The sequence below is a fragment of the Sphingopyxis sp. H050 genome (assembly GCF_001468265.1).
GTDB lineage: Bacteria > Pseudomonadota > Alphaproteobacteria > Sphingomonadales > Sphingomonadaceae > Sphingopyxis.
Map to the genome: position 1 here is coordinate 128333 of NZ_LNRZ01000006.1, position 14463 is coordinate 142795.

A 14463-nucleotide genomic window follows, 5' to 3' on the forward strand; every position below is an offset into this window, starting at 1 on the left:
ATGTGTTCCGGCGAAAGCCGGAACCCAGGGCGTCAACGCGCGACGCTGGCGCCATCCCGCCCTGGGCTCCTGCTTTCGCAGGAGCACGTCATAAAATTAGAGCCGTTCGATGATCGTGACGTTGGCCTGGCCCCCGCCTTCGCACATCGTCTGCAGGCCATATTTGCCGCCCGTCGCGTCGAGCACGCCGAGCAAGGTCGCCATCAACTTGGTGCCCGAGGCGCCGAGCGGGTGGCCGAGCGCGATCGCGCCGCCATGCTGGTTGAGGCGCGCATGGTCGGCGCCGAGATATTTGAGCCACGCCAGCGGCACCGGCGCGAAGGCTTCGTTGACCTCATAAGCGTCGATATCGCCGATCTTCATGCCCGCCTTCTTGAGCGCGCGCTCGGTCGCGAAGAGCGGTTCCTCGAGCATGATCACGGGGTCGCCCGCGGTCACCGACACATGGTGGATGCGCGCGCGCGGGGTCAGATTATGATCCTTGAGCGCCTGTTCCGAGACAACGAGCGCCGCCGAGGCGCCGTCGCAGATCTGGCTCGACGTCGCCGCGGTGATCGAGCCGCCTTCCTGCAGGATCTTGACGCCCGCAATGCCTTCCAGCGTCGCGTCGAAGCGGATGCCTTCGTCGACGAGGTGGACCTGGCGGCCCTCGGGCGTGTCGATCTCGACCCCGACGATCTCGCGCTTGAAATGGCCCGCCTCGGTCGCGGCCTTGCCGCGGCGGTGGCTTTCGAGCGCATAGGCGTCGAGGTCGTCCTTGGTGAAGCCGTGCTTCTTGACGATCATCTCGGCGCCGGCGAACTGGCTGAACATGATGCCGGGGAATTTCTCCTCGAGCCGCTCGGACTTATAATGACCGAGCCCTTCCTTCATGAACAGCGTCGCGACGCTGCCCATCGGCACGCGCGTCATGCTCTCGATACCGCTGGCGAGGACGATGTCCTGTGTGCCCGACATCACCGCCTGCGCGGCGAACTGGATCGCCTGCTGCGACGAGCCGCACTGGCGGTCGATGGTAACGGCGGGGATCGAGTCGGGCAGCTTCGAGGCGAGCACCGCGTTGCGGCCGACGTCCATCGTCTGCTGGCCGCCCTGGCTGACGCATCCGGTGATGACGTCGTCGATCGCCCTGGTGTCGAAATCATTGCGGTCGGCGATCGCGTCGAACACCGCGGCGCCAAGGTCGACGGGGTGGACGCCGGCGAGCCGGCCGCCGCGCTTGCCGCCCGCGGTGCGGACGGCGTCGACGATATATGCTGTGGCCATGGGGAGTTCCTTTCACGTTCTTCCCTCTCCCCTTGCGGGAGAGGGATGTGGAGACTTGGCAGCTTGCTGCCTAGTCGAAGCTGGGTGAGGGGTCGCGCGTAAAACCCCTCTCAAGACTTGCTAGGCGGCAAGCCGCCAAGCCAAGTCTTTCTCTCCCGCAAGGGGAGAGAGTTTTTCGTCAGAGCTTGCGCCCGATCAGTTCCTTCATGATTTCGTTGGTGCCGCCGAAGATGCGCGTCACGCGCGCGGCGCGCCAGGCGCGGGCGATCGGATATTCGTTCATATAGCCGGCGCCGCCGAACAGCTGGAGGCATTTGTCCATCACCTCCCACTGCAGGTCGGTGTGCCACAGCTTCGCCGCCGCGCCCTCTTCTGGGGTCAGCTCCTTCTTGAGGTGCCGCGCCAGCGCCCAGTCGAGGTGCGCCCAGCCGACCTGCAATTTCGCCTTGAGGTCGGCGAGCACGAAACGGCTGTTCTGGAAGTCGAGGATCGGCTTGCCGAACGCCTTGCGCTCGCGCGTATATTCGACCGTGTCGTCGAAGGCGCGCTGGGCCGAAGCCTGTGCGCTGACCGCGATCGACAGGCGCTCCTGCGGCAGCTCGCTCATCAGATAGATGAAGCCCTGCCCCTCTTCGCCGAGGCAGTTGGTGATCGGCACGCGGACGTCGTTGAAGAACAGTTCCGACGTGTCGGCCTCGTCCTGCCCGATCTTGTCGAGGTTGCGCCCGCGCTGGAAGCCCTCGCGATCCGCCTCGACCAGCACGATCGACACGCCCTTCCACGCCGGCTGGGCGTCGGGATCGGTCTTGACGCAGACGAGGACGAGATCGGCGTTCTGGCCGTTGGTGATATAGGTCTTCGACCCGTTGATGACATAATGATTGCCATCCTTCTTCGCGGTCGTGCGCATGCCCTGAAGATCGCTGCCGGTCCCCGGCTCGGTCATCGCGATCGCGGTGATCACCTCGCCCGCGACCATCTTTGGCAGCCAGTGCGCCTTCTGCTCCTCGCTGCCGTAGCGGACGATATAGTTGGTGACGATGTCCGACTGGAGCGAGAAGCCCGTGGTCACGCGGCCGTAATAGGCGCTTTCCTCGTCGACGATCGCATTATAGCCGAAGTCGAGGCCTAGCCCGCCATATTCCTCCGGCACCGTCGGGCACAGCAGGCCAAGTGCGCCGGCCTTGGGCCAGATGCTCTTGGGGACGATCCCCGCCTCGGCCCATTCCGCCTGATGGGGGGCGACTTCCTTTTCGAGGAACTGGCGCACCGTCGACCGGAACGCCTCATGATCCTCGGTATAGGCGGAGCGTGAGAGGGTATCGAGCGACATGGTTTTCCTTTCCCTGTGCGCGGCCGAACGCGAGCGGGAGTCGGCCGCATCTTTCCCGACAACCTGACCTTACGTTTACGTCCACGTCAAGTGGAAAGACGCTACGGCATAAGAGATGTTGCCTTCCTCGCGCCGTCATTGCGAGCGCAGCGAAGCAATCCAGCGTGAGCGCAGGCCGCCCCGGATTGCTTCGCTGCGCTCGCGATGACGAGGCGATTGAGGAACGTCAGCGCCCCCGCCCTCCCGGGAGCGACGAATAGCTTTGCAACCCTGTGCAGCCGTCCCGCAGCCCGCTAGCATCGCCGCCATGGTAGATCTGCTCCTCGATGCCGGCGCGCTGCTCGGCGAGTCGCCGCGCTGGCATGCCGCCGAGGCGCGCCTCTATTGGGTCGATATCGACGCGCACCGCATCCACCGCACCGACCCCCGAACGGGCGCGACCGAGACGATGCAGCTGGATGGCCCCGTCGGCTGCGTCGCACCGCGCGCTGCGGGCGGGCTCGTCATGGGCCTGAAAGACGGGTGTGCCGTGATCGACGCGTGGGGCGACACGCCGCGCGCCTTCGGCCCGGCGGCCCTCGCCGGCATCCCCGAGCAACGCTTCAACGACGGCTGCGTCGACGCCGCGGGCCGCTTCTGGGTCGGCAGCGTGACGAGCGACAAGGCGAACCCCGGCGCGATGCTGTTCCGCCTCGATCCCGACGGTGAGCTCATCCCGATGATCGGCGGGCTGCTGACGAGCAATGGCGCGGCGTTCAGCCCCGATGGGCGCACCTTCTATCACGCCGATACGCCGACGCATGCGCTGCGCGCCTATGACGTCGATCCCGCGACCGGCGAACTCGGCGAGGACCGGCTCTTCCACCAATTCGAACTCGGCACCGGCCGCCCCGACGGCGGCGCCGTCGATGCCGAGGGCTGTTACTGGTCGGCGCTGTGGGACGGCTGGCGCGTCGTCCGCCTGTCGCCGCAGGGCGAACTGCTCCAGACCGTCGACCTGCCCGTCCAGCGTCCGTCGATGATCGCGCTGGGCGGTGTCGACATGCGGACCGCCTTCGTCACCACCGCGGGCAAGAATCTGACCGACGAAGAGCGCGCCGCGCAGCCGCACGCGGGCGGGCTCTTCACTTTCCGCGTCGATGTGCCGGGTTTGGTCCAGCCGGGCTTTGCGGGCCAGGATCCTCCCTGTGCCGCAGGCATGGGGAAGTGGCAGCGCGAAGCGCTGACGGCGGGACGTGGACGCAGCCCCTCCACCACCCGCTACGCGGGCGGTCCCCCTCCCCATCGCTGCCCGAAGGGCAGTTTATCCTGAGCGGCCGGCCTGCCGGCCAGCCGAAGGGCGACAGGGAGGATCTTGCTGCCCTTGCCCCCGCGCGCAATCTCGGGTTAAGGCTCGCGGCAACATGGTTTCGTTCGAAACCAAACCTCCGGGGAGATATGAACATGTCGCGCAAGGCGCAGCCCGCCCTCCGTTTGTCGATGCTGCTTGCATCGACCGCCTTCTTGATGGGTTATAGTCCGATGACCATCGCCGCCGAAACCAAGCCCGCCCCCAGCGCCCCAGCCACGGACGCCAATCCGATGCTTGCCCCCTGGACCGGCCCCTATGAAGGGGTGCCGCCGTGGGACAAGCTCGACCCCGAGCTTTTCCCCGACGCCTTTGAAAAGGGCATGGCCGAGGTGAAGGCGCAGGTGCAGGCGGTGATCGACGACCCCGCGGCGCCGACCTTCGCGAACACGCATGTCCCGATGATGCTCGCCGGGGACACGATGGACCGCGTCTTCGCCCTGTGGGGCGTCCAGACGTCGAACAAGTCGAACGACCGGGTCGAGGACATCGACGCCGAATGGAGCCCCAAGCTCACCAAATTCTACACCGAGCTGTTCCTCGAGCCCAAGCTGTTCGCCCGCTACAAGGCGGTGTACGACAAGCGCCTGACGAGCGGCCTCGACGCGCAGCAGATCCGCATCGTCGAGCGCAGCTATGACGAGATGGTCCGCGACGGCGCCAACCTGTCGCCCGCGAACAAGGCGAAGCTCGTCGATCTCAATGCGAAGCTCGAAGGGCTGTTCTCGACCTTCTCGTCGAAGCTGCTCGGCGACGAGAAGCTGTATACCCTCGTCACCAATCAGGCCGAGCTCGACGGGCTCGAGCCCGGCTTCGTCGCCTCGCTAGCTTCGGCCGCCGAGGCGCAGGGCAAGCCCGGCCAGTGGGCGATCAAGAACACCCGCTCGTCGGCGCAGCCGGTGCTGCAGAACGCGACCAACCGCGCGCTGCGCGAGAAGGTCTATAAGGCCTTTATCAACCGCGGCGACAATGGCGACGCGAACGACACCAATGCGACGATCGCCGAAATCCTGAAGCTGCGCCAGGAACGCGCGGCGCTGCTGGGTTTCCCGACCCACGCGCACTACCGCATGGCCGATACGATGGCGAAGACGCCCGAAAACGCCATGGGCCTGATGATGAAGGTCTGGCCCGCCGCGGTCGCGCGCGTGAAGGAAGAGGTCGCCGACATGCAGGCGATCGCCGATCAGGAAGCGAAGGCGGGCAAGGGGCCGAAGATCACGATCGAACCGTGGGACTATCGCTATTATGCCGAGAAGGTCCGCAAGGCGAAGTACGATCTCGACGAGAGCGAGGTGAAGCCGTACCTGCAGCTCGACAAGCTGGTGCAGGGCATGTTCTGGTCGGCGGGGCAGCTTTACGACCTCGGCTTCCGGGAAAATACGGGTTCGATCCCGGTCTTCGATCCCAAGGTGAAGACCTTCGAGGTCTATAACCTCAAGACGAACGAAAATGTCGGCGTCCTCTACCTCGACAATTTCGCGCGCGACGGGAAGCGGTCGGGCGCGTGGATGACGACCTATCGCAGCCAGCAGACGCTGGGCGGCGAACGCAATGTGCTGGCGTCGAACAACAATAATTTCACCGAAGCCGCGAAGGGCGAGCCGACGCTGGTCAGCCTCGACGATGCGCAGACTTTGTTCCACGAATTCGGCCACGGCATCCACTATCTGCTCCAGCATGTGACCTATCCGGCGCTCGCCGGGGTGCCGCGCGACTTCGTCGAATATCCGAGCCAGGTGAACGAGAATTGGCTGATGACGCCCGAAGTGCTGTCGAAGTTCGCGACGCACTACAAGACGGGCGAGCCGATCCCGAAGGCGCTGGTCGACAAGATTCTGGCCTCCGACAAGTTCAACCAGGGCTTCTCGACGGTCGAATATCTGTCGAGCGCGATCGTCGACATGAAGCTGCACGACCGCAAGACGCCGGTGACCGACGTCGACAAGTTCGAGCGCGAGACGCTGGCCGAAATGGGCATGCCGAAGGAAATCGTCATGCGCCACCGCCTGCCGCAGTTCGGCCACCTGTTCAGCAGCGACGCCTATTCGGCGGGCTATTACAGCTATCTCTGGTCGGAAACGATGGACGCCGACACCTGGGCGGCGTTCACCGAAGCCGGCGGCCCGTGGGACCGCACGGTCGCCGACAGGTTCCGCACGATCCTGTTGATGACGGGCAACGAGACCGACCGCGCCGAAGCGTACCGCGCCTTCCGCGGCCGCGATCCCGACGTGAAGGCGCTGCTCAGGAAGCGCGGTTTCCCGACCGAGTGATTTCCAATTCAACCGGGGAGCAAAGGGGGCCGCCGTGCCCCCTTTGTTTTGCTTGAGGGGATTGGCCGGTTTCGCCCGGTAGTTGCCGTCGCCCCCGCGAAGGCGACGGACTATTTTAACGTCCCCTCCCCACCCCAATGCCGCCTTCACAATCCCGATTGACCATCGCCGAAAACGATATAAATATGATATCATCATTATATCGAATGATTCGGAGGGAAACATGGTCGAGAGTGGGACACCGGCACTGAACCGCAGCCGCGAGACACGCGCCGCGACGCAGAGCGGCTATCTGATGCTGTTTATCTGGTTGGTGCTGCTGGGCGTCGCCGCCTGGGCAGGGATCAGCAATGCCAATTCGGCCATCATGGTGGGGTGGAAATGGATCGTCGTTGTGCTGTCGGTGATCGCGGGCACGATCATCCTCTGCGGCTTTTACCTGATCAACCCGAACGAAGCCGCAGCGATCCAGCTGTTCGGCGCGTACAAGGGCACCGACCGCGAGGAGGGGCTGCGCTGGGTCCTGCCCTGGCTGACGCGCAAGAAGATCGCGGTGCGCGCGAACAATGTCATATCCGACAAGATCAAGGTCAATGATCTGCGCGGCAACCCGATCGAGATGGCGGCGCAGGTCGTGTGGCGCGTCACAGACACCGCGCAGGCGCTGTTCGACGTCGACGATTACAAGGAATTCGTGATGGCGCAGATCGAGGCCGCGGTGCGCTCGATCGGCTCGCGCTACCCCTATGACGATATCGAGCATCAGGAAGTGACGCTGCGCGGCAACCATGACGAGGTCGGGGTCGAACTGCGCAAGGCGCTGATCGAACGGCTCGAGGTCGCGGGGATCACCGTCGACGAATGCGGCCTGACGCACCTCGCCTATGCGCAGGAAATCGCCGGCGCGATGCTCCGCCGCCAGCAGGCCGAAGCGGTGATCGCAGCGCGCAAGAAGCTGGTCGAAGGCGCAGTGACGATGGTCGAGATGGCGCTGACCCAATTGTCCGAAAAGGGCGTCGTCGACCTCGATGACGAGCGCAAGGCGGTGATGGTGTCCAACCTGATGGTCGTGCTGTGCGGCGAGCGCGACACGCAGCCGGTGGTCAACGCCGGATCGCTTTACTGAGCCGGACGACCGATGACGTCTGCCAAAAAAGCCTTTGCCCTCCGTCTCGATCCGGCGCTCTACGCCGCGATCGAGCGGCTGGCGGCGGCCGACTTGCGCAGCGCCAATGCCGAGATCGAGATTCTGCTGCGCGAGGCGCTGGGCCGCCGGGGGGTCAGCATCAAGCCATCGGACGCGCCGAAACGCGGCCGGCCGGCCAAGAAGGAAGGCTGAGATGTTGCACCTGTTACTCGACGACCGCCCCTGGTTCCGCGCCAAGCGCCGGGGCTATGGCACGGGTCTGCCGATCGCCTGGCAGGGCTGGGTGATGCTGGCCATGCACATCGCGCTGATCACCGGGGTCGCGGTGCTGCTGGGCGACCGGCCGGCGCTGTTGACAATCGCCGTCGTGCTGGCCGGGCTCGCGCCGATGCCGCTCTATCGGGCCAAAACCGAGGGCGGCTGGCGTTGGCGGTGAGATCGCCGAAGTTTATTTGTGGGCACCCGCCGATAGGGGCCCTCACCTGCTTGCCCCACAACTTCTAGATGGTTAAGGCCGGTCCCCATGACCGCCGCGCCACCCGCCGTCCGCATTGCCCCCTCGATCCTCAGCGCCGACTTCGCGCGGCTGGGCGAGGAAGTGCGCGCGATCGAGGAAGCAGGCGCCGACTGGGTGCATATCGACGTGATGGACGGCCATTTCGTCCCGAACCTGACGATCGGCCCGATGGTCGTAAAGGCGCTGCGCCCGCATTCGACGCTGCCCTTCGACGTCCATCTGATGATCAGCCCGGTCGACGGCTTCCTCGACGCTTTCGCCGCGGCGGGCGCCGACATCATCACGGTGCATCCGGAGGCCGGCCCGCATATCCACCGCAGCGTTCAGCACATCAAGTCGCTCGGCAAGCAGGCGGGCGTCTCGCTCAATCCCGCGACCCCGGCGAAAATGCTCGACTATCTGATCGACGACATCGACCTGGTGCTGATCATGAGCGTCAATCCGGGCTTTGGCGGCCAGAGCTTCATCGCGAGTCAGCTCCGCAAGATCGAGGCGGTGCGCAAGATGATCGACAAGTCGGGCCGCGACATCCGGCTGGAAGTTGACGGCGGGATCGATGCGGCGACAGCGCCGCTCGCGATCGCGGCGGGCGCCGACGTGCTCGTCGCCGGAACCGCGACCTTCAAGGGCGGACCCGACGCCTACGCCGACAATATTCGCCGCCTGCGCGGCTGATCGAGCAAGGGGAGACCATTGACCTCTGCCCCATCCAGCCCGATTCCCGACGCCGGCGAAGACGCGCCGCCTATCGACGACAGCATCGAGCCCGGCAAAAGGCTGATCCGCCTGCCCGCCGACAAGGGGCTGTCGCTGGGCGACCGCGTGTCCAATTACATAACGCGCCTGACCTGGCGCACGCCGCTCCACGCCTTTCGCCTCAAAGGGCGCTTCCCGCTGAAGCTGCTCGGCGTGCCGGCCGACCCGGTTCCCGGCGACAAGCGCGCGGGCACCGCGATCCGCGCCGGGCACTTCCTGCATCGCGGCCTCCGCCTCTCGCTCGGCGACCTCGATTTCGCGAACCTCGATGTCGCACCCGCCTTCGCCGACTATCTGCACAGCTTCACCTGGCTGCGCGACCTTGCCGCGACCGGCAGTCGCGCCGATGGCGCCCCGATCGCCGAGGCGGTGGTCCGCCACTGGCTCGCGGTGCATGGCGAGGCGGTCGGCGAACCCGCCTGGGCGGCCGAGAATACCGGCTGGCGCATCCTCTTCTGGTCGGCGCACGCGCCGCTGATCCTGTCGTCGAGCGACCTCATCTATCGCTCGGCGGTACTCAATCATCTGGCGCGCGCCGCACGGCACCTCGACCGCGTGGCCGACAAGACGCGCCCCGGCACCGGCCAGCTGGTGGCGTGGATCGGCATCGTCGCCGCCTCGCTGTTGATGCCGGGAGGCGAGCCGCGGCAGGTGTTCGGCGAGGCGGGCCTGCGCAAGGTCATCGAGACCAGCTTCTACGCCGACGGCGGGAATATCGCGCGCGCGCCGCAGGCGCAGCTCGACGCGATCATGGCGCTGTCGATGCTGGCGCGAATCTATGACATGCGCCGGATGGAGGTGCCGCCCTTCGTGCAGGAAGTGCTGGCGCGCACCGTCCCCGCCTTGCTCGGCCTCGTCCACAGCGACGGCGGCATGGGCAGCTGGCAGGGCAGCGGCGCAACCTCGGCCGAGCATATCCGCGCCGTCGTCGCGGCGAGCGGCGTGCGCACCCGGCCGCTGAAGCAGGCGCGCGACTGGGGCTATCAGCGGGTTGTCGCGAACAAGGTCGTGCTGCTCGCCGATGCCGCCCCGCCGCCGATCGCACGCGTAACCGAAGCGGGATGTGCTTCGACGCTGGCGTTCGAACTGTCCGACGGCGACGAGCGCATCGTCGTCAATTGCGGCGGCGCGGCGCTGACCGGCGCGACGATCCCGGCCGACCTCGCCCTCGGCCTGCGCACCACCGCGGCGCACTCGACGCTGACGATCGGCGACACCAATTCGACCGCGATCCTCCCGGGCGGCACATTGGGACGCGGCGTCACCGAGGTCGAGCTCGACCGGCGCGAGACGCCGCAGGGCAGCCGGCTCGAGATGAGTCACGACGGCTATGCGCGCCGCCACGGCCTGATCCATCGCCGCCTGCTGATCCTGTCGCCCAACGGGCGCGAGCTGCGCGGCGAGGACATGCTGCTCCCCGCCCCGCGCGCGCGGCGCAAGGGCGACAAGAAATTCACCCTGCGCTTCCATCTCGGCCGCAACCTGTCGGCCAGCCTGACCGCCGACAAATTGGGCGCCTTGCTGCGCATCGCGGGCGGGCCGCTATGGCAGTTCCGTACCAGCGAAGGCGCGCTGGCTATCGAGGAAAGCCTGTGGGTCGACGGCAACGGCCGGCCCTATCCGACCGAGCAGCTTGTCGTCACCGGAACGACGCCGGCGGGCGGCGTCAGCATCGGCTGGATCTTCAAGCATATCGGATAGCGGACGGGCCCCGACGGGCCCGTCACGACCGCGGAATTAACCGGCCGACCTTAAAAGTTGACCCTGATCCCGCCGGTAAAGCGGCGGCCAAAGCGTTCCCATTCGATGGTCTGCCCGTTGGTGCTGGGCGAGGGGATGCCGGTGGCGGTCAGCAGATTGCCGGGATCGGAGAACCGGCGGCCCGGGTGGTTCAGCAGGTTCGAAGCGTCGAAATAGACCTCAAGGTGCCGGTTGACCGCATAGCGCGCGGAAAAATCGAGCTCATCGTCCGAATCCCAATAGGTATCGCCGGCATCCACCAAGGTGTCGGCGATCGTATCGAGCCATTTGCTGCGATTTTGATATTGGAGACGCAGCGAAAGGCCGTATTTCTCGTAATAGGCCCCGATGTTGTAAACAAAGTCCGAGGTGCCGGGCAGGCGGACCTTGCGCGCGGGTACGCCGGGGACGGCCGGCTTCTCGACCCTGCTGTTGTTCAGCGTCAGGTTGGCCGAGATGCCGAAACCGCCCATGAAATCGGGCAATCCCAGGCTGTCCGTCCACGGCTCAAGCTGCAATTGCGCGGCCGCTTCCATCCCGTAGATCCGGCCATCGCCGCCGTTGGTGATCCCCGAAAAGACATAGGTCGAACGATCGATGCCGTTGCTGTCGAGGACGTTCGAATTGAACGTGGCGGACTGGTTGTAAAGGACGTCCTTCACCTTCTTGTAGAAGAAGCCCGCCATCAGATATCCCTGCGGCCGGACATACCATTCCAGGTAGGCGTCGACGCCATAGGCGCGTTCGGGCCGGACCGCGGGATTGCCGCCCGAAATGGTCTGATTGGCGTCGTTGATGACGACATTGGGGCGCATCTGATCATAGTCGGCGCGCGCCGCGCCCGAATTGAAGGACAGACGGAATTTCTTGGTATCGTCGACATTATAGTTGAGGTGCAGGCTTGGGAACGCCAGCGTCTGCTCCGATTCCGCCGTAATGCCGGTCGCGATGCCGCGGTTTTTGATGTGCTCAACGCGAACCCCGCCGACGAGCGAACCCCAGTCATACCGCACGGTGCCCATCGCAAAGCCGGCGTAAACCTGTTCTCTCACGTCGTAATTATTCGCGGTCACCGGCGCAAAGGCGAACGCCTGCTGCGCCGCCTCCGACGCAGCACGCATCTTGGCGATGTCGAAATAGCGGAACGTGTAGCCCATCGGGATTTCGCCGAGGAACGCCTGATCGGTCGAAAATTGCTTGTAGTCGACCGGGATGATCGTCGCGGCCTGGGCCGCGCTGAGGACGATGCTGTTTTCGTCGGCCACTTTGGTGCGCTGATCGAACTGGAGGCCGACCTTGAACGTCGCCTCGCCGCCCAGAAAGGCGGTGTCGCGCGACAAGACCAGCTTGCCCGTATAGGCCTTGGTGGTGTCAACGGCATCCAGAACGGTGAATCCGGACAGCGGCTTGGTGAAATCGTCGACGGCCGTCACCGCATTTCCCGCCTGAAAGCGCGTCGGCGACGCCAGCTGGATCGTCTGAAACAGCGTCAAGTTCGACCGGTTGGGATTCGAGAAGTCATAGGCCACCGTGGGACGCAGGGTGCGGGTCGACGGGCTGTCCCAGGTCGCCTCGCCCACGACCGAGCGGTCATCCTTCGATTCGGTATAATTGCCCACCCACGACAGCCGCCACGCACCATCGCCGAACACATGATCCCCGGCGAGGGTGTTGGTGAAGATCGACTGGCGAAAGGCGCGCAGCGTCGAGCGCTGGCGGATGTCGATGCCGTAGATCGTGCCCCTTTGCGGCGTGTTGCCGATACAGACATCGGCGTAGCCGCTGGTGGTCGGGGTCGGGTTGACCGTCCCGCTGCAGGCCGCCGTGTTGGCGACCAGGTCGCCCTGGCGGTCGTCGAGGTCGAAGCGATAATTGTCGCGGGCTTCGTCGTCGGTGAAGATGGTATAGATGGACTGCACATAGATGCTGGTGTTGTCGTCCGGCTTCCAATCAAGACGTCCCGACAAGGACCAGTTCTTGCGCGTCAACCGATACAGTTTGTTTTCGGCCTCATGCGCCCAGAATCGCGGCTCCCATCCCGGACGCTTGTCGCCGGTCAGCGGCGTCACGCCGGGATCGCTGCCGACGCGCTCGTAATCGGTTTCGAAATTGTCGGTAATCATGTTGCGTTTGTAATAGCTGCCCGACAGCAGAATCCCGACCTCGCCCCCGCCGACATCGAAGCGGTCCGCAAGCACCAGCGAGCCCTCATATTCCTTGCGATCACCGAGCTCGGCAAAGCCGATCCCGGCCTTGCCGGCGATGTGCAGCCCCGCATAATCGAAGGCGGAACGGGTGATCACGTTCACATTGCCCGCGACCGTCTCGCCGGGCATGTCCGGGGTCACCGCCTTCGACACGACGACCTGGCCGGCGATCGCCGAGGGGATCGAATCGAAACGCGCGTCCCGGCCCTCGGGGCTGACGACGTTGATGCCGTCGAAGGACAGCGTCGTCCAGGTTTTGGGCGAACCGCGCAGGTTGATATAGCGCGCCTGACCCTGATCCCGCTCGACACTGATGCCCGGCAGGCGGCTCGTCGCCTGGGCAATATTCTGATCCGGCAGCCGCCCGACGGAGTCCGAAGATATGACCGCCACCAGTGAATCGGATTTGCGCTGCACGTCCAGCGCCGCTGCCTCGGATTCGGCGATGGGGCGGCTTCCGGTCACGACGATGGTCGAACCATCGCCCTCGCCTTCCTCGACCGGCGCCGAGCCTGCGCCGGTTTGTGCGAGCGCAAGGTGCGGAACCAGCGCTGCGGCCAGAGCCAGAACAGCGACGGAATGACGAGCCGAAGATCGAATCATGGAGATGCCCCCTGTTTGAGTTGTCGGGCCTCTAGGGGCGGGGTGTGACAGTTTGCGGCGACGCGCATGACGGTTTGATGTCAGTTAAATGTCAGAAATATTGTCATATTGACCCGGCGACGCTTTGCTGGAACGGGGCGCGGCCAGTCGCGCATGGCGCGTCCGCAAACAGGGGAAAATCGAATGGCCGTGATCGGAAAGTGGAAGCTGTTGCCGTCGCTCGCGCTCGCGATGGTTGCGACGGGGTGCGCCGCGCAGAAAGCCGGACCTGTTATCAATGGCCTGCCGCCGGTCCCGGTAACCGCGAGCGGCGAGACAGCCCCGGTCGGCACTGGCCGTGCGGACGCCGCCGACGATCCGGCGATCTGGGTCGATCCTGCCAATCCGAACCGCGCGCTGATCATCGCCACCGACAAGAAGGCCGGCATTCACGTCTATGACCTGACCGGCAAGGACATTGCCTTCATCAGGGGCGGCCTCGTCAACAATGTCGACGTCGCGGGCCATATCGTCGCCGCGAGCGACCGCAACGACGGCGTCAATGCGCATATCGCGCTGTTCCGGCTCGACCCCGACAAGCCGTCGCTGACCGCGCTCGGCCGCGCCGCCGCGGGGACGGGCGAGGCCTATGGTTTCTGCCTCAAGAAGACCGCGCCGGACGCGCCGCTGACCGCCGCGCTGATCGTCAAGGACGGCACGGTGCGCGTCGGCACGCTGACCGCGGAAGGCGCGCCGAGCTTCACGGTGCAGTGGGAGTACAAGATCCCGACCCAGTCCGAAGGCTGCGTCTTCGACGGCGACACATTGTACGTCGGCGAAGAGGATGCCGGGATTTGGCAGCTCGTGCCGAACGGCACGACCGCAACGGCGAAGCTCGTCGCGCCGGTCGACAACCAGCGCCTCGTCGCCGATGTCGAAGGTCTCGCGACAATCGACCACAAGGGCCGGCGCTATCTGCTCGCCTCGTCGCAGGGCGACAACGCCTATGCGGTCTTCAGGCTGCCGGGAGCGGACTATGTCGGCCGCTTCGCGGTGACCGCGGGCGCGTTCGGCGCGACGAGCGAGACCGACGGGATCGAGGCGGTCGCAGGCAATTTCGGCCCGGCCTACCCCGACGGCCTCTTCCTCGCGCAGGACGGCGACAACGCCCCCCAGGCGCAGAATTTCAAACTGGTGCGCTGGGACGTGATCGCGGCGGCGCTGGGGCTGTAGGTCGCAACCGGGACCACATTTTCCGTTCGTGCTGAGCTTGTCGAAGCACCGTCCTTCC

The 14463-nt window shown here is 65.5% G+C and carries 11 protein-coding genes; 8 read left to right on the forward strand and 3 right to left on the reverse strand.

Going from position 1 to position 14463, the window contains the following annotated elements; translation table 11 throughout:
• Nucleotides 1-96 precede the first annotated feature (96 nt).
• Nucleotides 97-1266, reverse strand: coding sequence for an acetyl-CoA C-acetyltransferase (locus tag ATE67_RS13565; protein ID WP_058817219.1), 1170 nt, complete (start codon nt 1264-1266; stop codon nt 97-99).
• 178 nt (nt 1267-1444) lie between these two features.
• Nucleotides 1445-2599, reverse strand: a complete 1155-nt coding sequence (locus ATE67_RS13570; protein WP_058817220.1) for an acyl-CoA dehydrogenase family protein — start codon at nt 2597-2599, stop codon at nt 1445-1447.
• Between the two features lie 307 nt (nt 2600-2906).
• Here ATE67_RS13570 and ATE67_RS13575 point away from each other — a divergent pair, with 307 nt between their 5' ends.
• The 7 genes from ATE67_RS13575 (at nt 2907) to ATE67_RS13605 (ending at nt 10344) form a co-directional block, all read left to right on the forward strand.
• Nucleotides 2907-3911 carry an SMP-30/gluconolactonase/LRE family protein gene (locus ATE67_RS13575; RefSeq protein WP_082660374.1) on the forward strand — a complete coding sequence of 335 codons (1005 nt, stop codon included), beginning with the start codon at nt 2907-2909 and terminating at the stop codon, nt 3909-3911.
• 131 nt (nt 3912-4042) lie between these two features.
• Nucleotides 4043-6223, forward strand: coding sequence for a M3 family metallopeptidase (locus ATE67_RS13580; protein ID WP_058817410.1), 2181 nt, complete (start codon nt 4043-4045; stop codon nt 6221-6223).
• A 223-nt stretch (nt 6224-6446) separates the two neighbouring features.
• Complete coding sequence (locus ATE67_RS13585) at nt 6447-7349, forward strand: SPFH domain-containing protein (protein WP_058817221.1); 903 nt, start codon at nt 6447-6449, stop codon at nt 7347-7349.
• 12 nt (nt 7350-7361) lie between these two features.
• On the forward strand, nt 7362-7562 hold the full coding sequence (locus ATE67_RS13590) for a hypothetical protein (RefSeq protein ID WP_058817222.1): 201 nt from the start codon (nt 7362-7364) through the stop codon (nt 7560-7562).
• 1 nt (nt 7563) lies between these two features.
• Entirely contained in the window at nt 7564-7806 is a 243-nt protein-coding gene (locus ATE67_RS13595; RefSeq protein WP_058817223.1) for a hypothetical protein, read from the forward strand.
• An 87-nt stretch (nt 7807-7893) separates the two neighbouring features.
• Entirely contained in the window at nt 7894-8562 is a 669-nt protein-coding gene (gene rpe, locus ATE67_RS13600; RefSeq protein ID WP_058817224.1) for a ribulose-phosphate 3-epimerase, read from the forward strand.
• Between the two features lie 18 nt (nt 8563-8580).
• Entirely contained in the window at nt 8581-10344 is a 1764-nt protein-coding gene (locus ATE67_RS13605; protein ID WP_058817225.1) for a heparinase II/III family protein, read from the forward strand.
• A gap of 50 nt (nt 10345-10394) precedes the next feature.
• On the opposite strand, the gene ATE67_RS13610 is transcribed toward ATE67_RS13605, so the two are convergent.
• Nucleotides 10395-13193, reverse strand: a complete 2799-nt coding sequence (locus ATE67_RS13610) for a TonB-dependent receptor (RefSeq protein WP_058817226.1) — start codon at nt 13191-13193, stop codon at nt 10395-10397.
• A 183-nt stretch (nt 13194-13376) separates the two neighbouring features.
• Between ATE67_RS13610 and ATE67_RS13615 the strand changes: the two genes are divergently transcribed.
• Nucleotides 13377-14405: a phytase gene (locus ATE67_RS13615; RefSeq protein WP_058817227.1), complete on the forward strand. Its 1029-nt coding sequence runs from the start codon at nt 13377-13379 to the stop codon at nt 14403-14405.
• The last annotated feature ends 58 nt before the right edge of the window (nt 14406-14463 follow it).